Genomic DNA, 21,136 nt, shown 5'->3' on the forward strand with positions numbered 1-21,136 from the left:
CATGGCAGACAGCGATTTCCACCACGTCGAGACCTGGGTCTTCGACCTTGATAACACCCTCTATCATCCCAGCGTCCGGCTGTTCGATCAGATCGACATCAAGATGACCGACGTGGTGATGCGCGTGACCGGCGCGGACCGGGCTGAATCGGACCGCCTGCGGCACGATTACTGGCAGACCTATGGCACCACGCTGGCCGGGTTGATGGCGCATCACGCGCTGGACCCGGTGCCGTATCTGGTCGAGGTGCACGACATCGACTTTACCGTGCTCGCCCCCGATCCCGCGCTGCGCGCCGCGATTGAGCGGCTGGGTGGGCGGCGGATCGTCTATACCAACGGCTCGGCCCCCTATGCCCGCCGGGTGCTTGAGGCGCGCGGGCTGGACGGGCTGTTCGATGCGGTCTACGGCGTAGAAAACGCCGACTATCACCCCAAACCGCAGCCGCAAGCCTTCGAGCGGATCTTTGGGCTGGACGGGCTGACCCCGGCCCGTGCCGCGATGTTCGAGGACGACCAGCGCAACCTGCGTGTCCCGCACCAATTGGGCATGCGCACGGTGCTTGTCACGCCCGAGGTCGAGGCGCATGACCACGTGCACCACCACACCGACGACCTGACCGCGTTCCTGAACGCCCTGTGACATTGCCGCGCAGGTGGCGCGTTGCCGCAGTGCGGCATCTCGCCGGATGTTCAGACGCAGGGGCGAAAGCCATATCTCCGGGATAGCTTTAACCCGGAGTTTCCCATGGCCAGTGCTGACCTCAGCTACACCCCTGCCCCCGCCGTTTACCGCGTGCCGCTGCTCGGGGCGATTGCGCGCGAACTGGCCGAGGGTGACGACGATTATCCGCTTTACCTGATCCTGGCGCTAGTCTCGATCTGGGGGCTGGCGATCTTTTTCTTCGGCCTGCCCGCGCTCTATTTGCCCGCCGTCGTGGCCTCGCCGCTGATGGTTGTGGTGCTGGTGGCAATCAGCCGAGGCTGACGCGGCTGCCTGAGGCGGCTTGCCGCCTCGCCCCGGCCCCCGCTTTGCGCTAGATAAGCGCCAAAGCGTAGGAGACGGTCATGCGGCAATCGGTGGATGTGCTGGTTTCAGGCGGCGGCGTTGCCGGTCTGGCGGCGGCGGCGGCCTTTGGTTCGGCAGGCTATTCGGTGATCTGCGTCGATCCCGCGCCGCCGATTACCGATGGCACGGCCCCCGGCGCGGATCTGCGCACCACGGCCTTTCTGCAACCCTCGATCCCGGTGCTTGAGGCCGCGGGCCTGTGGGAGCGCCTGCAGCCTCATGCGATGCCCTTGCAGGTCATGCGCATCGTTGACGCGGGCGGGGCCGAGCCGGTCGCCCGCATCACCCACGACTTCAACGCCGCCGATGTCTCGGCCCAGCCCTTTGGCTGGAACCTGCCCAACTGGCTGCTGCGCCGCGAATTTGTCGCCCGGCTGGACGCGCTGGAAAACGTCGATTTCCGCCCCGGCACCGCAACCAGCCGCGTGTTCACCCGCGAGAGCGAGGCACTGGTCACCCTGTCCGATGGCAGCCGCGTGTCCGCCCGCTTGGTGATTGCCGCCGATGGCCGCCACTCGCCTGTCCGCAAGGCCCTGGGCATCCCGGTGCAGACCACGCGTTACGGGCAAAAGGCGCTGGCCTTCGCTGTCACCCACCCCGAGCCGCATAACAACGTCTCGACCGAGGTCCATCGCTCGGGCGGGCCCTTCACGCTGGTGCCGCTGGGCGATCATCAGGGCAAGCCGTGCTCGGCGGTGGTCTGGATGGAGACGGGCCCCGAAGTGGACCGGCTGCGCCAGTTGGACCCCGCCGCGTTCGAGCAGGCGATGAACGAACGCAGCTGCGGGCTTTACGGCTGGCTGGAGCAGGCGACACCGCTGACTGTCTGGCCGATCATCACCCAGATTGCCGAGCGGTTTAACGGCCAGCGAGTCGCGCTGATGGCCGAAGCGGCGCATGTGGTGCCGCCGATTGGCGCGCAGGGGCTGAATATGAGTCTGGGGGATCTGGGCGCGCTGATCGCGCTGGCCGCGCCGGAAACGCTGGGCGAATCGGGGCCGCTTCAGGCCTATCACCGCCGCCGCTGGCCCGAGGCCAAGCTGCGGCTGGCGGGGGTCGATGCGCTGAACCGGGCGTCGATGATCGACGCGCAGCCGCTGCGCGATGCGCGGGCGGCGGCGCTGCACGCGCTCTATTCGCTGGCGCCGGTGCGCCGGGGTCTGATGCAACTGGGGATCGGGATGCGGTGAGCCTTTCGGCTCACCGCCTTGAATTCAACCGTCGCTGCGACGCGCCGGTTTCTGGCTGAAACGCTTGGGGCGCTTGGGGCGCTCAGCGGCCATCGCGTCGGCCAGCGCCGGGTGTACGCGGGGTTTGCGCGGCTTAGCCGCATCAGCGGCCCCCACACCCGGCTTGCCACCGGGTTTGCCGCCACCGGGACGACCACCGCCAGCCCCTTTGGCCCCGCCGGGCTTGCCACCCGCCTTGCCGCCGCCGGGACGTTGACCACGGTTCTGACCGGTCGCGGCGCGGGCTTTCGCGCGGGCGGCTTCGGCCATGATCTCGGGCCAGACATCGCCACCGATAACCTCGATCTTGATGTTCATCAGCTTTTCGATGGCGCGCAGATCGGCCATTTCAGCCGGCGCACAGAGCGCCACGGCACGACCCTCACGCCCGGCGCGCGCGGTGCGGCCGATGCGGTGAACGTAGTTCTCGGGGACGTTGGGCAGTTCGTAGTTGTAGACATGCGCGACCAGCGGAATGTCGAGCCCGCGAGCGGCCACGTCGGTCGCGACCAGAACCTTGGTTTCCCCGGCGCGGAACGCGGCAAGCGTGCGCTCGCGCTGGCCCTGGCTTTTGTTGCCGTGGATCGAGCCCACGGAAAAGCCCCATGATGCCAGCAGCTTGGACAGCTTTTCCGACCCGTGCTTGGTGCGGCCAAAGACCAGCGCCAGCTCGTCGGGGTGCTGCGAGAGGTACTCTCTGAGCACCGCCGCCTTGTCGCCCTGCGGCGCAAAGTGAACGGCCTGCGTGATCTTGTCGGCAGCTTTGCCTGGCGTCGCAACCTGCACGCGGACCGGGCGGTCCAGATAGGCGTCGGCAATCTCGCTCATGTCTTTGGGCATGGTGGCCGAGAACAGCATCGTCTGACGTTCAGCCGGCAGATAGCGGGCGATCTTGCGCAGCGCGTGGATGAAGCCGAGGTCGAGCATCTGGTCGGCCTCGTCCAGCACCAGCATCTGCACCTTGGCCAGCGAGACCGAGCCCCGCTCGAGCAGGTCGATCAGACGACCGGGCGTTGCGACCAGCACATCGGTGCCGCGCACGAGGCGGTCAATCTGACGGTTGATCGAGGCACCGCCAACGACGGTGGTGATCGCGGTGGGCGTGCCATGCGACAGCTGGGTCAGCGCCTCGGCGATCTGTTGCACCAGTTCGCGCGTCGGCGCGAGGATCAGCGCGCGGGCGGTCTTCGGTGCGGGCTTGCCCTGCCCGGCCAGCCGGTGCAGGATCGGCAAACCAAAGGCCAGCGTCTTGCCGGTGCCGGTCTGGGCCAGACCCATCAGGTCGCGCCCTTCCATCAACGGGGGGATGCCGCGGGCCTGAATCGGTGTCGGTACGTCTTTGCCGGTGCGCTCCAACGCGGCCAGCAGCGCCGGGTTCAGCCCCAGCATAGAGAAATCGGTCATGGTAGTCCTTTCGGGCGCCAGGCCCCAAGGGCGGCGCAAATGCCGGTGCGCGCTGCCCCGTGAAGGGCGCGCGGTCAGATATGGCAGATGCGCTCTTGGAAGCCCGGAGTCAAGGTCTGGCCGTCAAACACCCAAGTGCGCCCTTGATTTGTTGCAGATTCGTGGCATCCTCAGGGTGTGACAACAGACTTCCTGCGTCCGCCGGCCTCTGACAGGCAGCCCGCAATATTCGAAGGACTGGCTGCACGGCCCATCGGTACTCCGCCGGTGGGAAACCAGAGAAAGGACACGGACATGGCCACTGGCACCGTAAAATGGTTCAACTCGACGAAGGGTTACGGCTTTATCGCCCCTGATGATGGCGGCAAAGACATCTTCGTGCACATCTCGGCCGTGGAGCGCGCCGGGCTGACCGGGTTGCAAGACAACCAGAAAATCAGCTTTGAAATGCAGTCGGGCCGCGACGGGCGTGCCTCGGCCGCCGATCTGCGGCTGCTCTGAGCTTTCATCACGACCTTGATGCGAATGCGTCGCTTAACCCGCCGGCACCCCCGGCGGGTTTTGTTGTGCCAGAACGGCGCGGACAAAGGTAACGCGGTGGGCAACCGGCGCCTGAGGCACCGGCAGGGCGCGATAGCCGAATCGGGGCAGGAAGGCGATCAGACGGTGGTATTCGGCAAGGGCGGCATCAAAATCGTGCTGACGCTCGGCGTCGGTGGCAAAAATTTCGGGCCAGGGCTGGGCGACGAAAACCTGCGGATTGTAGCATGCGCCGAGGGTTTGCGCCTGCGGCGGCAGTTCGCCGGTGACATGCTCATACGCGGCAATCGCGTCCAGCAAGCCGCGGTCAAAGACCACCGGCCCGGTCAGGGCCTGCGCCGCGTGCCAATCGTCGAGCGCCAGAGCGATGGCACGTTCGGCAAAGCCTTTGGGGTCGTCCCAGGGCAGGCCCTTCCCGTCCCCTGCCAGCGCTTGGGCGACGAGTCGGCGGCCGGGTTCTGGCACCGTGGCCATGCCTTCTGCCGCCAAGGCGTCCAGCAATGTCGATTTCCCGCTGCCTGAGCAGCCGGTCAAAAGAAAGAAACGACTCACGCCACCCCCAGCGCCGCGCGCACCGCAGGCGTCCAGCCCAGATACCAGACGCCGCCGGACTGGATCACCGGGCGCTTCATCAGGGCGGGATGGGTGGCGAGAAGAGCAGATGCAGGTTGGGTGCGCTCGACATCACTGAGCCCGCGCCAGGTGGTCGAGGATTTGTTGACCAGCACCTCGCCGAACTCGTTTAGAAGCGCGCCGATCTCACCTTCGGTCAAAGGGGTTTCCCGGATGTCGCGGAAGGATGCCTCGGGCAATGCCTTGCGCGCCTTGCGGCAGGTGTCGCAGGTTTTCAGGCCCAGCAGGGTTTGGGTCATGGGTGTTCCTTTCGGTCAACGGATCGGACAGGGAGGGGGCGCGCCGCACCCCCATCGAGGGGGTGCGCCGCGCCTCGGGGGCCCTGCCCCCACGGCCTTGCGGCCTCCCCCGGGATATTTCCAGAGCAAAGAAAGCTCACGCCAGCGGCTTGGGGCGTTGGTGCGCGCAAAGCGGGCCGGTGGCAAGGTCTTCGAGGATCGGGCAATCCGGACGACCGTCGCCGGCGCAGGCATCGACCAGCCCGGCCACCGTGGCACGCAGGGCTTGCAGTTCACTGATGCGCGCGTCGATGCGCGTCAGATGGTCGGCGGCGAGCCGTTTGACATCCTCGCTGGCGCGGGTGTCATCGGCGTAGAGGCCCAGCAGCGCGCGACAATCCTCGATCGAGAAGCCGAGGCCGCGGGAGCGGTTGAGAAAGGCGAGGCGGTGCACGTCATCCTCGGCAAAGGCGCGGTAGCCGTTGCCGTCGCGTTTGGGGCGGATCAGGCCGATCTCTTCATAATAGCGGATGGTTTTGGCGGGCAGGCCCGAGGCTGCGGCGGCTTCACCGATGTTCATGCGGCCTCCAGCGCGGGGCGCAGCGTTTTCAGGCGCAGCGCGTTGGTGAGAACAAAGATCGACGACAGCGCCATCGCGCCCGCGCCCAGAACCGGCGACAGGGTGATGCCGAAGCCGGGATAGAGCACGCCCGCCGCGACGGGGATCAGGGCGGCGTTATAGGCAAAGGCCCAGAACAGGTTCTGGCGGATGTTTCGCAACACGGCGCGGCTGAGGTGGATGGCGTTGACCACGCCGCGCAGATCGCCCGACATCAGCACGACCTCGGCTGCTTCGACCGCGACATCGGTTCCGGTGCCGATGGCAAGGCCGACATCCGCCGCCGCCAGGGCGGGCGCGTCGTTGATGCCGTCACCGACGAAAGCCACGCTGCGACCGCCTTGGCGCAAGGCCTCTATGGCGGCGACCTTGCCGTCTGGGAGAACCTCGGCCTCGACGTGGTCGATGCCCAACTCGGCGGCGATGGCCTGCGCGGTGCCGCGCGCGTCGCCGGTGATCATCGCGGTCTCCACGCCCAGCGCGTGAAGCGCGTCGATGGCACCTTTGGTCGAGGGTTTAAGGCGGTCTGCGACAAGCAGGAGCGCCACGGCCTTGCCGTCTATCGCAACGTAAAGGGGCGTCTGGCCTTGCGCCGCCCCCTTGGCGGCATGCTCAGGCAGATCGCCCAGCGCGATGCTGTCGCGGTCCATCAGGCGCTGCGCGCCGATGAGGACCGCCTTGCCGTCCACGCGGGCTTGCAGGCCGAAACCGGTCAGGGCGGTGACGTCCCCGGCCTTTGGCAGCGTGAGGCCGCGTTCCTTGGCGGCGCGCAGGATGGCGCTGGCGATGGGGTGTTCCGAGCCGGATTCGGCGGCGGCGGCGATGGCCAGCGCCTGAGCCTCATCCGCGCCGGGGGTGGTGTGGACCCCGACCAGCTCGGGCCGTCCCTCGGTCAGCGTGCCGGTCTTGTCGAAAGCGACCACCTGCACGCCCTGCAACGCCTGCAACGCATCGCCCCGACGGAACAGCACGCCCATCTCCGCGCCGCGCCCGGTGCCGACCATGATCGAGGTCGGCGTGGCCAGACCCATCGCGCAGGGGCAGGCGATGATCAGCACCGCCACGGCGGCGACCAACGCGTGCGACAGGCCGGGGCCCCAGATCATCCAGATCGCAAAGGTCAGCGCGGCGACGGCCATGACCACGGGCACGAACACGCGGGTCACCCGGTCAACCGTGGCCTGAATGGGCAGCTTGGCACCTTGCGCCTCTTCCACCATGCGGATGATACGGGCCAGAACGGTGTCAGCACCGACGTGCTCGGCCCGGTAGGTCAGCGCCGAGGTACCGTTCACCGTGCCTGCCGTCAGCGTCTCGCCGGGGGATTTCTCGACCGGGACCGGCTCGCCGGTGATCATGCTTTCATCGAGCCACGAATGGCCGCTGGTCACGTTGCCATCCACCGCCACCCGCTCGCCGGGGCGCAGGTGCAAAAGGTCACCGACAGCGACCTGATCAATCGCAACCTCGTCAACCTGTCCGTCCCGCTCCACCCGCGCGGTCTGCGCCTGCAGCCCGACCAGTTTGGCGATGGCCGCCCCGGTGCGGCCCTTGGCGCGGGCCTCAAGATAGCGGCCCAGCAGGATCAGCGTGACGATCATCGCCGCCGCTTCATAGTAAACCGCGATCGAGGCTTCGGGCAGCAGGCCGGGCGCGAAGGTGGCAATCGTGGAATAGCCCCAGGCGGCGGTGGCCCCCAGGACGACAAGGCTGTTCATATCGGGGGCGGCGTGCAGCAACGCGGGAACCCCGGCCTTGAAGAACCGCCAGCCGGGGCCGAACAGCACCACCGACGTCAGCACGAATTGCGCGACCCACAGCGGAAATTGCCCGACCAGCCCGTGCAGCCAGTGATGAAACGCCGGGACCATATGCCCGCCCATCTCCAACACGAAGACCGGCAGGGTCAGCACGGCGGCAAGGATCACGGCGCGGGCGAGTTTGCCTTGTTCCTCGGCCTTGTGCTCGGCCACATCGGCGCGCGAGGTTTCGGTGGCAATGCGGGCCTCATAGCCCGCCGCACGGACCGCCTCGGCCAGTTTCTCGGGCAGACCGGACACCGCAAGATGGCGCACCGTGGCGCTTTCATCGGCGAGGTTCACGCTGGCCGAGGTCACGCCCGGCTGTTTCGCCAACACCCGCTCCACCCGCGAGACACAAGAAGCGCAGGTCATCCCGCCAATCGCCAGACGTGTCACATCCTCGGACGCGGTGAACCCGGCGGCGCCGAGTTTCGCAGCCAGATCAGCAGGTTGCGCCTGCCCGTCGACAGCGACGGTGCCGGTCATCAGATTGGCGCGCACGCCGGTCACGCCGTCTTCGCGGCCCAGCAGACGCTCGATGCGCGAGGTGCAGGACGCGCAGGTCATGCCCTCGACGCGCAGGGTTTGGGTGTCGGTCATCGGGACCTCCTTTTAACGGTCCTCCCTCATATGGAGGTTCCCGTAGCTGGAAGGTCAAGGGCTGCGGCGATCAGATTTCTGCAGCGGCCTGCGCGCGGCACCAGTCAAGCATGGTCTCGAGATCGCCGGGCAAGGCCTCGGCCAGTCCTTGCGCGAATTCCTCAAAGCCCGGCAGGTTCAGCGGCTTGAGGCCCAGCAGCACGGGAATATCCTGCGCCAGCGCGTCGCCGATCAGGGCGCGAAAGCCGCTACCCTCGATCTCGGCCTTGCCGAATTTGTTCACGATCAGCAGGCGCGGCACCGGGGTCATCGTGGTTTCCACCAGCCCGACGGCGGTTTGCAGGCCTTCGGGGTCCAGCCGACACCCGCGCGAGCCAGACCCGAGGTTCTGGCTGATGCGGATACGCTCAGACCGCCCCAGCACGCGCAGGTCCATGTCGCAATCGGCGCCGCTTGCCCGGTCGGTGTTGATCTGCACGACCCCGGCCAGCGGCCAGCCTTCGGCCCCCAGCCGCTCGGCCACGGCGGCAAGCAGCTTGTCGCCCGCGCCGCGCGCCCCGCCGATCACGTATCCCAGCGCTGCCATGGCCTGCCCCCTTGTGGTGCCTTGCTGCCCTGATAGCCTGAAGCGACCAAGGGCGAAAGGCAGACGATGATCGCAGGGATTGTGCTGGCAGGCGGGCGGGCGACGCGGATGGGCGGCGGGGACAAGGCGCTGCTGCCCTTTGGCGGGCGGCCCCTGCTGGCGCATGTGCTGGCGCGGGTCGGGCCGCAGGTCGGGGCTGTTGCGATCAGTGCCAATGGCGATCCGGCGCGGTTTGCGGGCTTCGGGCTGCCAGTGCTGGCCGATCCGGTGGCGGGGTTTCCGGGGCCGCTGGCCGGGGTGCTGGCGGGGATGGACTGGGCGCATGGGCTGGGGGCCGAGGCGGTGCTGTGCGTTGCCGGCGACACGCCGTTCCTGCCGGTGGATCTGGTGGCGCGGCTGTCCGAAGCGGGCGCGTTCGCGCTGGCGGCCAGTGCGTCGGACGGGCGGATGCGGCAACATCCGACGGTGGGGCTGTGGCCGGTGCGGCTGCGTGAAGCACTGCGCGAGGCCTTGGCGCGTGGAGAGAACAAGGTCGGCCGCTTTGCCGCCGAACACGGCGCGGTGGCGGTGCCGTTTGACGCCCTGCCCGACCCGTTCTTCAACATCAACACGCCGGATGATCTGCGCGCCGCCGAGGCGTTGTTGTGAATTTCGACCGCATCGCCATCCTTGATTGGTCCGCCGCGAACCGCCCGCGCCGGGGCAAGGATTCGATCTGGCTGGGGCTGGATGACGGCACCGCCACCAACCCGCGCACGCGGGCCGAGGCGTTCGATGCGCTATGCGCTCTGGTCGAGGCCACCCTCGCCAGCCGCCAGACCCTGCTGATCGGCGCCGATTTCGCCTTCGGCTACCCCGCCGGATTTGCGCAGGCGCTGACCGGACGCCCCGAGGCTCTGGCCGTCTGGGACTGGCTGGCCGCCAACCTTCACGACGACCCGCAAAACCGCTCCAACCGCATCGCGCTGGCCGCGCAGATCAACGCGCGCCTGCCCGGCCTTGGGCCGTTCTGGTTCAACCCGACGCGCCTGCCCTACCCTGACCTGCCGCACAAAGGCAGCACCCGCCACGGCAACCCCTTTGCCGAGCACCGGCTGGCCGACCAGACCGCCAAGGGTGCGCAATCGCCGTGGAAACTGGGCGGCGCCGGGGCGGTCGGATCGCAGATCCTGACCGGATTGCCCGTCCTGCATCGCCTGCGCGCCGCCTTCCCCGGCCAGATCGCCGTCTGGCCCTTCGAGCCGCTCACCACCCCCGTGGTGCTGGCTGAGGTCTTCCCCTCGCTGCTTGGCCCCGAGGTCAACGCGCGCCTGCGCCCCGGCATCGTCAAGGACCGCGTGCAAGTTACGCTGCTGGCCCGCGCGCTGGCCGGGCAACCGGACCTGAAAACGCTCCTCACCCCGCCCGACGATCCGCGTATCTCTGAGGAAGGCTGGATCCTCGGCCTCGGCCACGAACAGGCCTTGCGCGACGCCCTCGCCTGAACCGCACACAAACGCGGCTTTTCAACGCATGCGTCAGGCGCTAGTCAGGGCCAAGCAAGGAGGGCCACGCCATGGCGACCATTCTCGACAAGATCAAGGCTTACAAACTTGAGGAAATCGCCGCCGCGAAAGCCGCGCGCCCCCTCGCCGAGATCGAAGCACAAGCGCGCGCCGCCGACGCCCCGCGCGGCTTTGCCACGGCGCTGACGGCAGCCTCGGCCACCGGCTATGGCCTGATCGCCGAGATCAAAAAGGCCAGCCCCTCAAAAGGTCTGATCCGCCCCGATTTCAACCCGCCCGCGCTGGCGCAGGCCTATCAGGCGGGGGGCGCGACCTGTCTGTCCGTGCTGACCGACACCCCCAGCTTTCAGGGTGCGCCCGAGTACCTGATGCAGGCGCGCGCGGCGGTCACCCTGCCCTGCCTGCGTAAAGATTTCCTGTATGACCCCTATCAGGTCGCCGAAGCCCGCGCCTGGGGTGCCGATTGCATTCTGGTGATCATGGCCTCGGTCAGCGACGCGCAAGCCGCCGAACTGGAAGACGCCGCCTTCGGCTGGGGGATGGATGTGCTGGTCGAGGTCCATGACGGGGCCGAACTCGACCGCGCCCTGTCGCTGAAATCGCCGCTGATCGGGGTGAACAACCGCAACCTGAACACCTTCGAGACCACGCTCGATACCACCCGCACGCTGGCCGCCCGCGTGCCCGCCGGGCGCATGCTGGTCAGCGAAAGCGGCCTTTTTACGGCGGGTGATCTGGCCGACATGGCGGGCTATGGCGCGCGCAGCTTCCTGATCGGTGAAAGCCTGATGCGGCAGGGCGACGTGACCGCCGCCACCCGTGCGCTACTTGCCGATCCGGTGCCCGCATGACCCAGCCCCCCGCCCTGACCCATTTCGACGCCGAGGGGCGCGCGCTGATGGTCGATGTCAGCGACAAGCCGGTGACCTCGCGCACCGCCATCGCCTGCGCGCATGTGGTGATGCGGCCTGAGACACTGGCCCATGTCATCGCCGGCACCGCCAAGAAGGGCGACGTGCTGGGCGTGGCCCGGCTGGCGGGGATCATGGCGGCCAAGAAAACCAGCGAGCTGATCCCCCTCTGCCACCCGCTGCCGATCACCAAGGTCTCGGTCGACCTGACCCCCGACCCCGATCTGCCCGGCGTCCGCATCACCGCCGAGGTCAAGACCACCGGGCAGACCGGCGTGGAAATGGAGGCGCTGACGGCGGCATCGACAGCGGCGCTGACCGTCTACGACATGCTCAAGGCCGTTGAGAAATCGATGGAAATCGGCGGCATCGCCGTCCTTCGCAAAGAAGGCGGCAAGTCGGGCACGTACGAACGGGGGCCGCAATGATCGGCGTCGATGAAGCGCAGGCACTGTGCCTCGATCTGGTCACCCCGACCGATGCGCTGGACATTGTCCCCCTGATCGCCGCGCATAGCCGCGTGTTGCGGCGGGCGGCGCGGGCGTTTCGGGCGCAGCCGCCGTTCGCCTCGGCGGCGATGGATGGCTACTCGGTGCGCGATGCCGAGGTCACCGTGGGCGCCAGCTTCGAGGTCGTCGGGGAATCAGCAGCCGGGCACGGCTGGGATGGGACGCTGACCCCCGGTCAGGCCCTGCGCATCTTCACCGGGGCGCCGGTGCCTGCGGGGGCGGATCATGTGGTCATTCAAGAGGATGTCCTGCGCGAGGGTGACCGGATCACCCTCCAGCCGAACCTCGGCTCAGGCCCGAACGTCCGCCCGGCTGGCGCAGATTTCCCGGCGGATTTCGAGCTGGAAGCGCCGCGCCGGCTGAGCCCCTCGGATCTTGCCCTGCTGGCCGCGATGAACGTCCCCGAGGTGATCGTTGCCCGCCGGCCCAAGGTGGCGCTGCTGGCGACCGGGGATGAGCTGGTGCTGCCGGGGCAGACACCGGGGCGCGACCAGATCATCGCCTCGAACGTGTTTGCGCTGAAGGCGATGGTCGATGCCGCGGGCGGTGAGGCGATCATCCTGCCCATCGCGCCCGACCGCGAGGACGCACTGGCCGAGGCGATGGCCGAGATGCTCAAGGCCGATATCGCGGTGACCATCGGCGGCGCCTCGGTCGGCGATCACGATCTGGTCGGGCGTGTGGGCGAACGGCTGGGACTGGAACGCGCCTTCTACAAACTGGCGATGCGCCCCGGCAAACCGCTGATCGCGGGATCGCTGGGCGCAGTGCCTTATCTCGGGCTGCCGGGTAATCCGGTCTCGGCCATCGTGACCGGGCATCTGTTTCTGGTGCCGATGGTCAAGCGCTGGCTGGGGCTCGAGGATGTGCAGCCCAAGCGCGTCTCGGCCCGGTTGGCGCAGGACGTCGGACCGACCGGACCACGGACGCATTTCATGCGCGCGCGGCTGGATGGCGACAGCGTCACGCCCTATGCGCGGCAAGACAGCTCGCTGCTCAGCGTGCTGTCGGACGCCAATGCGCTGCTGGAACGGCCTTTGGGCGACCGGCCCCGCAAGGCGGGTGAGATGGTGCCAGTGCTGCCGCTGTAAGGCGCTTTTGCGACATCGCGATTGACACAAAAGGGGAACAAGCGTAGAACAGCGGCTAAACGCCTGACGTTTGACTGCTGGAGGACGCGATGCTGACCCGCAAACAGCTTGAGCTTTTGGAACTCATCGACGCCCGCATGCGGCGCGACGGTGTACCGCCTTCGTTCGACGAAATGAAGGACGCGCTGAACCTGCGCTCGAAATCGGGGATCCACCGGCTGATTACCGCCCTGGAGGAACGCGGCTTTATCCGCCGCCTCGCCCACCGCGCACGTGCCATCGAAGTGCTGCGCATGCCTGACACGGCACAACCGCGCAACGTGGCCCGGGTGATCGAGGGCGGCGCAAAACCGGCGCCCTCTCCGGCTCCGGCCCGCGCGATGGCCGTGCAGCAAAGCTATGCCATGGACCTGCCGGTGATGGGACGCATCGCGGCCGGGACACCGATCGAGGCGATTCAGGAAATCTCGCACCATGTCTCGGTGCCGGGGTCGATGCTGTCCGGCTCGGGCTCGCATTACGCGCTCGAAGTGCGCGGGGATTCTATGATCGAAGCGGGGATCCATGACGGCGATATCGTCGTGATTCGCGAGCAGACCTCGGCTGATAACGGCGACATCGTCGTTGCCTTGGTCGAAGGGCAGGAAGCGACCCTCAAACGCTTCCGGCGCCTGCGCGGGATGATCGCGCTCGAGGCCGCGAACCCGGCGTATGAAACGCGGATGCTGCGCGATGATCAGGTCGAGGTGCAAGGCCGGCTTGTCGGGCTGATCCGCAGCTATTGACCTCCATTCTTGTGCCTCAGGGCCAGGGCGGCAGGGGGGCCTTCTGCCCCCTCTTCGCTTTCAGCGAATTCACCCCCCGAGGATATTTGAAGAGCAAAGAAAGCGTGGTTAACCTTTCGTTAACGTCCCTCTTTGCTCTGTTAAATATCCTCCATGAGGGTTCGGGAGGATGGAAAATCCTCCCGAGCAGGTCTGGGCGGCAGCCCAGCGTGGCGCGCGACCCCTCGATGGGGTCGCGCGCCACGCCTAGCCGACCGATCGAGCCTCGATGACCACAAAAGCCTGCGCCCAGGGGTGATCATCTGTCAGGGACACATGGACCACCGCTTCGTACCCTGCCGGAGTCATCGCGGCGAGGCGTTCTGCGGCCCAGCCGGTCAAAAGCATGGTCGGCTGTCCGCCGCGGCGATTGACCACCCCCATGTCCTTCCACGATATGCCCATCGCCAACCCGGTCCCCAGCGCTTTTGAGCAGGCTTCCTTTGCCGCCCAACGTTTGGCCAACGTGCCCGCTTCGTCCTTGCGCCTGCTGGCCTTGGCCAGTTCCAGATCGGTAAAGACGCGGTGACGGAACCGGTCGCCGAAACGGTCCAGCGTACCGGCAATACGCTCGATATTGGCCAGATCGGTACCGATGCCCAGGATCACGCGACGGCCCTCATTCCACCGCAACCGTTCCGGTCGACTGGTTGATACGGATCTCCATCCGCTCGACGATCGGCGGGCGGCCATCCTCGATCCCCTCGTGCCAATGCCCGACCGGAACCAACAACAACAGCCCCTTGGCCGGGTCGTAACTGGCCGTGATCCCGGGCACATCCACGTCATAAAAACCGCTATTCACCTGCGCCGAGGCGACGCGGCACTGGCGGAAGATCGGCTCGTCCGAGCCATCCCCCGACGGTGACAGGATCAGCAGATGCCGCGAGCAGCAGGCGGGTTCGCCGCCGGTGTCGAGCAGCGCCACGCGGATCGCGCCATTGGCGAAGGTGCGGGAATGAGTCTCCCAGGGCTCGAAAATATTGGCCGGATTACCGACCCAATCACACTCGGCAATAACCTGTGCCGTGGCGCTCAGCGGCAAGAAACAAAAAGCGGCGGCGATGAAAGCTTTACGCATAAATTTCTCCTAAACTATGAAGGACACCATCATCCGCCATGCCTGAAGACAACTCAACCGGCCGCGCGCAACCGTGATCTCAAGCCAGCCGGGCAGTCAGCACCTTGAGCGCGGCCAGTCCGAACAACACCGCAAACGCCCCGTCGAACCAGCGCCGCAACCGCAGATAGGTGGCGGCGACCGGACGGGCAGAAAAGGCCACAGCCATCGTGGTCATCGTCAGCGTCGAGGTCGCAAGGCACGCCAGCCCGACTTGCCACAGCACCCAGACAGGCGCATCCGCCGGGATCACCACGGCAAACATTGCGCCCCAGAAAAGCACCGCTTTGGGGTTGGTCAGGTGGATCAGCGCGCCGCGTGCCCAGGCGTGGCGCAGGGTTTCAGCCCCGGCCGAGCGCGCGACGGCGTCGCCGGGGCGCAGCGCGGCACGCGCGGATTTATACGCCAGCCATGCCAGATAGGCCGCGCCGACGTAGCGCAGCAGATCAACGGCCCAGGCGTGGCTCATCATCGCCGCCCCCAGCCCCATGCCCGCGATCAGCGCCCAGACGGCAGAACCGGTGACGATCCCCATCGCCACCGCCAGCCCGCGCGCGCGGCCACCCTCCATCGCCGTGCCAGTCAGGGCCAGTGTGGCCGGACCGGGGGACGAGATGGCGATGACCCAGCCGATCAGGATGGGAAGAAGCTCGGACAGCGACATGGAAACCTCGGGCGTAAAGGGTCAGACGCGGGCGGCGTCCATCAGGCGGCGCATTTCGCGGATCGCCGGGTCGAGGCCCATGAACACCGCCTCGGAAATCAGGAAATGCCCGATGTTCAGCTCGCGGATCTGCGGCGTCGCGGCGAAGGGCGCAACGGTGGCGTAGCTCAGCCCATGGCCCGCGTGGACCTCAAGCCCCAGCTCGCTGGCCAGCGCCACACCCGCCAGCAGTCCGGCAAGTTCCTGCGCTGCGGCCTCAGCCTGCCCGTCGGCGACAAAATCGCAATAGGCCCCGGTGTGCAGTTCGATCACCGGCGCACCGACGCGCGCTGCCGCCTCGATCTGGCGCGCGTCATGGCCGATGAACAGCGACACGCGGCTGCCGGCTTCGGTCAGCGCGGCGATATAGCCGGTCAGGCGGTTGGCATCGCCCGCCACGTCCAGACCGCCCTCGGTGGTGCGCTCTTCGCGCTTTTCGGGGACCAGACAGATGGCATGCGGTTTGTGACGCAGCGCGATTGCCTGCATCTCGGCCGTTGCTGCCATCTCGAAATTCAGCGGCACGCTGAGCGCGTCCATCAATGCGTCGATATCGGCGTCGCGGATATGGCGGCGGTCTTCGCGCAGGTGGGCGGTGATGCCGTCCGCGCCCGCCGCCTCGGCGATCAGGGCGGCGCGTACCGGGTCAGGATAGGCCGAGCCGCGCGCGTTGCGCAGGGTGGCGACGTGGTCGATGTTGACGCCTAACCGTTGGCGGGGGGTGGTCATGTCTCGTCTCCGGCTTCCCGCGTGCGCTGGCGTAGGCGCGCGGCTTCAAATCGGGCTTTCAGGCGCTTGGCGCGGCCGCGTTGATAGGCGCGCACCAGCGGCAAGTGCAAGAAGTAGATCGCGACGGCAGCGGGGGCACCGATGATCACGCCACCGATCATATAGGGCAGGAATACCCGCCAAAAGAACAGTTGCAAGCGGAACCAGTGAACCTGCCCGCCGGTGAGCAGCGCCCAGAGGTTATGCGTCAACTCGCCACTGGCCCGGCCGATGGCCGCCATCGCTTCGGTAAAGCTGACCATCGCCCCGGTGCCGAGCAGCCAGTGGCCCAGTTCCAGCGCGCTGACGGCCATGATCGGAAAGGTGATGGGGTTGCCGTAGAATGTGCCCAGCAGCGCGGCCAGAATATTGCCGCGCAAGATCCAGGCGACGAGGGCTGCGGTCAGGAAATGCAGGCCATAGAGCGGCAGAAAGGACACAAAGGCCCCGGCGGCAATGCCCAGGCAGATCCGCTCGGGCGAATCCGGCAGGCGGCGCATGCGGTGCAGAACATAGGTCGAGGCCCGCCGCCACCCGCCACGCGGCCAGAAGAATTCGGCGATCGTTCGCAGCAGGGGTCTGGTGTCTCGCCGCTTGAAGATCACGCGCTAGGGTCCGGGTTCAGGGTTGGCGAGCCAGGTCGCGGGCTCGGAAGACCTGGGCTACATCACTTTCAGCCGAAAGGATGGTCAGGATCCTGTGAAGATGTTCCACATCAGAGACGTCTATCTCGACCGAAATGCGGAAATAGTCAGGCTTTTTATCCAGAAAATGCAGATCCGAAATATTGGCCTTTTGTTCACCGATCAGGCTGCAGACGCGGCCCAGAACCCCGGCGCTGTTGGTAATGGTCAGTTCCAGACGGACACCATGCACTGCCGCGTGCTTGCCCTCAAGCCAATGCAGGTCGATCCAGCGCTCGGGCTGATCTTCCAGCGCCGCCAGCGCGCCGCAGTCGATGGTATGCGCAACGACGCCCTTGCCGCGATAGGTGATGCCGACGATCCGCTCGCCCGGCACCGGCTGACAGCACAGCGCACGGCGGAACTGGACGCCGGGGTCCAGACCCACGACCGGGCGGGCACCGTCAACCTCGGGCTCCACCATCGTCGCGGTCTCGGGATAGAGTTGCTGGATCACCGCACGGGCACTGATCTCGGCCGAGCCGATTTTTTCGAGCAGCTCATTCGGCCCGCGCAGACCCAACGCCCGCCCTGCCGTATCCAGCGCCTTCTCCGTCACGCGCCGCCCGACCCGCTCGAAGGCAACGCGGCTCAGTTCGCGCCCCAGCTTGATGAAGCGTTCGCGGTCTTCCTCGCGCAAGCTGCGGCGAATGGCGGCCTTGGCGCGGCCAGTGTGGACCAGTTCGATCCATGAATTCTGTGGGCGCTGGCCGTCGGCGGTGATGATCTCGACCTGCTGACCATTGCGCAGCCGGGTCCACAGCGGCACGCGCAGCCCGTCGACCTTGGCCGAGACGGTGGCATTGCCCAGCCGCGTATGGATTGCATAGGAGAAGTCGAGCGGCGTTGCGCCCTTGGGCAGTTGCACCACATCGCCCTTGGGCGTGAAGCAAAAGACCTGATCGGCGTACATGTCCAGTTTGACATGTTCGAGGAATTCATCGTGATCCTCGGTCGAATCGAGCCGCGCGGTCAGCCCTTCGATCCATTTCGCCGGATCAATCGCGAAGGGGTTCACTGCGCGCATGCCGTCCTTGTAGGACCAGTGCGCGGCCACGCCCGCCTCGGCGACCTCATGCATCTCGCGGGTGCGGATCTGCACCTCGACCCGCTTGCCGTCGCGTCCCGACACCGTGGTGTGGATCGAGCGATAGCCGTTGGTCTTGGGCTGGCTGATGTAGTCCTTGAACCGCCCCGGCACCGCGCGCCAGCGCTGGTGGATCAGGCCGAGCACGTCATAGCATTCGTGCACATGGTCGACGATGATGCGAAAACCGTAGATGTCCGACAGGCGGCTGAAGGTGAGTTCCTTCTCCTGCATCTTGCGCCAGACGGAATAAGGCTTTTTCGCGCGGCCATAAACCGTGCCGTCCAGCCCGGCCTTTTCCAGCTCGAACCGGATATCGGCGGTGATCCGGGCGATGACATCGCCGGTCTCACGCTGCAGGGTGATGAAGCGGCGCAGGATCGAATTGCGCGCCTCGGGGTTGAGCACCCGGAACGCCAGATCCTCAAGCTCTTCGCGCATCCATTGCATGCCCATGCGGCCAGCGAGCGGGGCGTAGATCTCCATCGTCTCGCGGGCCTTCTGGGCCTGCTTGTCGGGTCGCATCGAGCGGATCGTGCGCATGTTGTGCAGCCGGTCGGCCAGCTTGACCAGAATCACCCGCAGATCGCGCGACATGGCCATCAGCAGCTTGCGGAAGTTTTCCGCCTGCTTGGCCTGCGCCGATTGAGGTTCCTTGGACTTGGCTTCGGAAGACAACTGAAGGTTGGTCAGCTTGGTCACGCCATCGACCAGTTCGGCCACTTCGTGACCGAACAGCTGCTGCACCTCGGTATAGGTCGAGCGCGTGTCTTCAATGGTATCGTGCAAAAGCGCCGTGATGATCGTCGCATCATCCAGCCGCATCTCGGTCAGGATCGAGGCAACGGCGACGGGATGCGTAAAATACGGCTCACCCGAATGCCGCATCTGCCCTTTGTGCATGTCATCGCCATACGTCCACGCACGGCGAATCAGGGCTTCGTCGGTAGTCGGATTATAATTGCGGATTAACGCAACCAGATCATCGGGCGTGATCACGTCGCGACCCTGCCCGATTCATTGTCAGTCCTGCTCGATCTGTGCGGCAACCAGCTGGCGCAGCATCTGCTCTTCGGTCAGGTCATCCAGCTGAGGACGATCAGCCTGGCTGCTCATCCGCGAGGCCATGTCGTCTTCTTCCGGCATGTCGACCTCGTTCTGGGTGCGCATGCTCTCGATCAGACGCTCGCGCAGGGACTCAGCCCCTTGCGTTTCGTCCGCGATTTCGCGCAGGGCCACAACCGGGTCCTTGTCATTGTCGCGGTCAATCGTCAGCGGACCGCCAGCGGCGATCTCCCGCGCACGATGGGCCGCAAGGATTACCAGCTCGAACCGGTTCGGTACTTTATCAACGCAATCTTCGACCGTCACGCGGGCCATGAAGCACTCCATCTGCGGCAAAGGGGAGGATCAGCCTGTGGCGTGTAACGGCATTTCCCCCAGATGACAAGCGCACGAGGCCGCTTAACGGCGCTTGTTGCGGTCAAATCGGCCTGATCTCGGCAATTTCCGCCGGATCCAATGCCTCCAACATCGCCCGCACGCTCTGTCCGGTCAAGGGATGCACCCAATCAGGTGCCACCTCGGCCAGCGGCACCAGCACGAATCCGCGCTCATGCAGCCGGGGATGGGGCACGATCAGCTGCTCGGGCGCGACTCGCGCCTGCTGCTCGGGCGGCAGTGCCATCCAGTGCCCGACGGTGTCGCGGTCCGGCAGCACCTGCCCGCCCGCCGCCAGTACATCAATGTCGATCACGCGCTGCCCCCAGCGCTTGACCCGCACGCGACCCATCTCGGCTTCGATCTGATGCAACAGCGCCAGCAGCGCGTCCGGGGTCAGATCAGACTCGACCAGCAGGCATGCATTGGCAAAATCGGGGCCCGCACCGGCGGGGAAGGCCGGGGTGGCAAAACTCCGGCTGCGACGCAGGGTTACAACCCCGGCCTGCTTGATCTTGTCGATCGCCTCACTAAGTAGGGTGGTGTTGGAGGTCATGTCCTTTGACATATTGCTGCCCAAGGCCAAGAGGAACGGGTTGCGGTGCGCAGGGGTCACTCGTATTGTCCGATCTGGTTCGTGTCGTTTTTGGCAACCAACCCGCCCCAGATAATCGGCAAGAACAATTTGCCAGCTCTCAGGGCGCGGTGTCGTTTCTTTTAATTACGCAGCGATTTTGAAAGGAACAGTGATGTTTTACAAGGATGAGCGCCTCGCGCTGTTTATCGATGGTGCCAATTTGTTTGCCGCCGGCAAAGCCCTTGGCTTTGACATCGACTACAAATTGCTGCGTCAGGAGTTCATGCGCCGCGGTAAGATGCTGCGCGCGTTTTACTACACCGCCTTGCTGGAGAACGACGATTACTCGCCGATTCGCCCGCTCATCGACTGGCTGAACTACAACGGCTACACGATGGTGACCAAGCCCGCCAAGGAATACACCGATTCCATGGGCCGCCGTAAGGTCAAGGGCAACATGGACATCGAACTGGCCGTGAACGCGATGGAAATCGCGCCCCGACTCGATCACGCCGTTTTGTTCTCGGGTGACGGCGACTTCCGCCCGCTGGTGGAATCGCTGCAACGTCAGGGCGTTCGCGTCTCGGTCGTCTCGACCATCCGCTCGCAGCCGCCGATGATTGCCGATGAGCTGCGCCGTCAGGCCGACAATTTCATCGAGCTGGACGAGTTGCGCGACGTGATCGGCCGCCCGCCGCGCGAACCGCGTGACATCCGCCCGCGTGAAGAGGCTGCCGCCGAGGACGAAACCTCCCCGTCGCAGGACTGACCTTCTGATCGCAGCGCTCGCCGGCCTCTTCGCCGCCGCCTTCGTGGCGGCGACAGTCCTGCCCTTCCAATCCGAACTGATCTTCGCCGCGCTGCAAGTCGGCGGCATGGCACCTGCGTGGCTGCTGGTCATCGTGGCCTCGCTTGGCAACACGCTGGGCACTTTCGTGAATTACTGGCTGGGCCTGCGTCTGGAAACCGCCGGGGCGCATCGCTGGCTCAAGGTGCCCGACGCCCAGTTCGCCAAAGCACAACGCTGGTGGGACCGCTGGGGGATCTGGACACTGCTGTTGTCATGGCTGCCCGTCCTCGACCTGACCACCGTCATGGCCGGTGCCATGCGCACCCCCCTGTGGCAATTCACCCTTCTCGTCGCCCTCGCCAAGACCGGCCGCTATATCGCCCTCGCGCTGATCACCGCCGGCCTGTTCGGCTGAGCCATTTTCTGTC

The 21,136-nt window shown here is 66.3% G+C and carries 26 protein-coding genes; 12 read left to right on the forward strand and 14 right to left on the reverse strand.

What is annotated here, in order from left to right:
• Position 1: 1 nt before the first annotated feature.
• The 3 genes from EAE28_RS05355 to EAE28_RS05365 all read left to right on the forward strand — a co-directional run bounded on the left by EAE28_RS05355 (position 2) and on the right by EAE28_RS05365 (position 2,259).
• Positions 2-643 carry a pyrimidine 5'-nucleotidase gene (locus tag EAE28_RS05355; protein ID WP_127104810.1) on the forward strand — a complete coding sequence of 214 codons (642 nt, stop codon included), beginning with the start codon at positions 2-4 and terminating at the stop codon, positions 641-643.
• Between the two features lie 105 nt (positions 644-748).
• Positions 749-988 (forward strand): hypothetical protein, encoded by a 240-nt coding sequence (locus tag EAE28_RS05360; RefSeq protein WP_127104811.1) that lies wholly within the window; start codon positions 749-751, stop codon positions 986-988.
• An 80-nt stretch (positions 989-1,068) separates the two neighbouring features.
• Positions 1,069-2,259 (forward strand): UbiH/UbiF family hydroxylase, encoded by a 1,191-nt coding sequence (locus EAE28_RS05365; protein ID WP_127104812.1) that lies wholly within the window; start codon positions 1,069-1,071, stop codon positions 2,257-2,259.
• Positions 2,260-2,283: 24 nt separating this feature from the next.
• Here EAE28_RS05365 and EAE28_RS05370 read toward each other — a convergent pair whose 3' ends face one another.
• Positions 2,284-3,702: a DEAD/DEAH box helicase gene (locus EAE28_RS05370; RefSeq protein ID WP_127104813.1), complete on the reverse strand. Its 1,419-nt coding sequence runs from the start codon at positions 3,700-3,702 to the stop codon at positions 2,284-2,286.
• Positions 3,703-3,996: 294 nt separating this feature from the next.
• Between EAE28_RS05370 and EAE28_RS05375 the strand changes: the two genes are divergently transcribed.
• The gene (locus EAE28_RS05375) at positions 3,997-4,203 is read left to right on the forward strand and encodes a cold-shock protein (protein ID WP_127104814.1); all 207 of its coding nucleotides are present in this window, start codon (positions 3,997-3,999) and stop codon (positions 4,201-4,203) included.
• A 33-nt stretch (positions 4,204-4,236) separates the two neighbouring features.
• Here EAE28_RS05375 and EAE28_RS05380 read toward each other — a convergent pair whose 3' ends face one another.
• The 5 genes from EAE28_RS05380 to EAE28_RS05400 all read right to left on the reverse strand — a co-directional run bounded on the left by EAE28_RS05380 (position 4,237) and on the right by EAE28_RS05400 (position 8,700).
• On the reverse strand, positions 4,237-4,794 hold the full coding sequence (locus tag EAE28_RS05380; RefSeq protein ID WP_127104815.1) for an AAA family ATPase: 558 nt from the start codon (positions 4,792-4,794) through the stop codon (positions 4,237-4,239).
• Complete coding sequence (locus EAE28_RS05385; RefSeq protein WP_127104816.1) at positions 4,791-5,114, reverse strand: arsenate reductase family protein; 324 nt, start codon at positions 5,112-5,114, stop codon at positions 4,791-4,793. Before EAE28_RS05385 ends, EAE28_RS05380 begins: the two co-directional genes overlap by 4 nt.
• Positions 5,115-5,250: 136 nt before the next feature.
• Positions 5,251-5,673 carry a Cu(I)-responsive transcriptional regulator gene (locus tag EAE28_RS05390; RefSeq protein WP_127104817.1) on the reverse strand — a complete coding sequence of 141 codons (423 nt, stop codon included), beginning with the start codon at positions 5,671-5,673 and terminating at the stop codon, positions 5,251-5,253.
• Positions 5,670-8,114, reverse strand: a complete 2,445-nt coding sequence (locus EAE28_RS05395; protein ID WP_127104818.1) for a heavy metal translocating P-type ATPase — start codon at positions 8,112-8,114, stop codon at positions 5,670-5,672. The genes EAE28_RS05390 and EAE28_RS05395 overlap by 4 nt, the downstream gene beginning before the upstream one ends.
• A 70-nt stretch (positions 8,115-8,184) precedes the next feature.
• Positions 8,185-8,700, reverse strand: coding sequence for a DUF2478 domain-containing protein (locus EAE28_RS05400; RefSeq protein WP_127104819.1), 516 nt, complete (start codon positions 8,698-8,700; stop codon positions 8,185-8,187).
• A gap of 66 nt (positions 8,701-8,766) precedes the next feature.
• Between EAE28_RS05400 and mobA the strand changes: the two genes are divergently transcribed.
• The 6 genes from mobA (at position 8,767) to lexA (ending at position 13,501) form a co-directional block, all read left to right on the forward strand.
• On the forward strand, positions 8,767-9,348 hold the full coding sequence (gene mobA, locus EAE28_RS05405; protein WP_127104820.1) for a molybdenum cofactor guanylyltransferase MobA: 582 nt from the start codon (positions 8,767-8,769) through the stop codon (positions 9,346-9,348).
• Positions 9,345-10,184, forward strand: a complete 840-nt coding sequence (locus tag EAE28_RS05410) for a molybdopterin guanine dinucleotide synthesis (protein ID WP_127104821.1) — start codon at positions 9,345-9,347, stop codon at positions 10,182-10,184. The genes mobA and EAE28_RS05410 overlap by 4 nt, the downstream gene beginning before the upstream one ends.
• A 71-nt stretch (positions 10,185-10,255) precedes the next feature.
• Positions 10,256-11,056, forward strand: coding sequence for an indole-3-glycerol phosphate synthase TrpC (gene trpC, locus EAE28_RS05415; protein WP_127104822.1), 801 nt, complete (start codon positions 10,256-10,258; stop codon positions 11,054-11,056).
• A complete protein-coding gene (gene moaC / locus EAE28_RS05420; protein ID WP_127104823.1) occupies positions 11,053-11,544 on the forward strand; it encodes a cyclic pyranopterin monophosphate synthase MoaC in 492 nt (163 codons plus the stop codon). The genes trpC and moaC overlap by 4 nt, the downstream gene beginning before the upstream one ends.
• Positions 11,541-12,716, forward strand: coding sequence for a molybdopterin molybdotransferase MoeA (locus EAE28_RS05425; protein ID WP_127104824.1), 1,176 nt, complete (start codon positions 11,541-11,543; stop codon positions 12,714-12,716). Before moaC ends, EAE28_RS05425 begins: the two co-directional genes overlap by 4 nt.
• A gap of 89 nt (positions 12,717-12,805) precedes the next feature.
• Positions 12,806-13,501, forward strand: a complete 696-nt coding sequence (lexA, locus tag EAE28_RS05430) for a transcriptional repressor LexA (RefSeq protein ID WP_127104825.1) — start codon at positions 12,806-12,808, stop codon at positions 13,499-13,501.
• A gap of 246 nt (positions 13,502-13,747) precedes the next feature.
• On the opposite strand, the gene acpS is transcribed toward lexA, so the two are convergent.
• The 8 genes from acpS to folK form a co-directional block, all read right to left on the reverse strand.
• The gene (gene acpS / locus EAE28_RS05435; RefSeq protein ID WP_127104826.1) at positions 13,748-14,149 is read right to left on the reverse strand and encodes a holo-ACP synthase; all 402 of its coding nucleotides are present in this window, start codon (positions 14,147-14,149) and stop codon (positions 13,748-13,750) included.
• Between the two features lie 10 nt (positions 14,150-14,159).
• Entirely contained in the window at positions 14,160-14,621 is a 462-nt protein-coding gene (locus tag EAE28_RS05440) for a hypothetical protein (protein ID WP_127104827.1), read from the reverse strand.
• A gap of 79 nt (positions 14,622-14,700) precedes the next feature.
• A complete protein-coding gene (locus EAE28_RS05445) occupies positions 14,701-15,324 on the reverse strand; it encodes a LysE family translocator (RefSeq protein ID WP_127104828.1) in 624 nt (207 codons plus the stop codon).
• 21 nt (positions 15,325-15,345) lie between these two features.
• The gene (locus EAE28_RS05450; RefSeq protein WP_127104829.1) at positions 15,346-16,092 is read right to left on the reverse strand and encodes a pyridoxine 5'-phosphate synthase; all 747 of its coding nucleotides are present in this window, start codon (positions 16,090-16,092) and stop codon (positions 15,346-15,348) included.
• On the reverse strand, positions 16,089-16,736 hold the full coding sequence (locus tag EAE28_RS05455) for a DUF2062 domain-containing protein (RefSeq protein ID WP_127104830.1): 648 nt from the start codon (positions 16,734-16,736) through the stop codon (positions 16,089-16,091). The genes EAE28_RS05450 and EAE28_RS05455 overlap by 4 nt, the downstream gene beginning before the upstream one ends.
• Before the next feature lie 16 nt (positions 16,737-16,752).
• Positions 16,753-18,900 (reverse strand): RelA/SpoT family protein, encoded by a 2,148-nt coding sequence (locus EAE28_RS05460; RefSeq protein ID WP_127104831.1) that lies wholly within the window; start codon positions 18,898-18,900, stop codon positions 16,753-16,755.
• A gap of 24 nt (positions 18,901-18,924) precedes the next feature.
• Entirely contained in the window at positions 18,925-19,281 is a 357-nt protein-coding gene (gene rpoZ, locus EAE28_RS05465; RefSeq protein ID WP_127104832.1) for a DNA-directed RNA polymerase subunit omega, read from the reverse strand.
• A 103-nt stretch (positions 19,282-19,384) separates the two neighbouring features.
• Positions 19,385-19,957, reverse strand: coding sequence for a 2-amino-4-hydroxy-6-hydroxymethyldihydropteridine diphosphokinase (folK, locus tag EAE28_RS05470; protein ID WP_246022282.1), 573 nt, complete (start codon positions 19,955-19,957; stop codon positions 19,385-19,387).
• Positions 19,958-20,090: 133 nt separating this feature from the next.
• Between folK and EAE28_RS05475 the strand changes: the two genes are divergently transcribed.
• Together EAE28_RS05475 and EAE28_RS05480 are read left to right on the forward strand one after the other, a co-directional pair.
• The gene (locus EAE28_RS05475) at positions 20,091-20,687 is read left to right on the forward strand and encodes a LabA-like NYN domain-containing protein (RefSeq protein WP_127104833.1); all 597 of its coding nucleotides are present in this window, start codon (positions 20,091-20,093) and stop codon (positions 20,685-20,687) included.
• Between the two features lie 43 nt (positions 20,688-20,730).
• Positions 20,731-21,123, forward strand: coding sequence for a YqaA family protein (locus tag EAE28_RS05480; protein WP_246022283.1), 393 nt, complete (start codon positions 20,731-20,733; stop codon positions 21,121-21,123).
• The last annotated feature ends 13 nt before the right edge of the window (positions 21,124-21,136 follow it).

The sequence above is a fragment of the Pararhodobacter zhoushanensis genome (genome assembly GCF_003990445.1).
Classification (GTDB): domain Bacteria; phylum Pseudomonadota; class Alphaproteobacteria; order Rhodobacterales; family Rhodobacteraceae; genus Pararhodobacter; species Pararhodobacter zhoushanensis.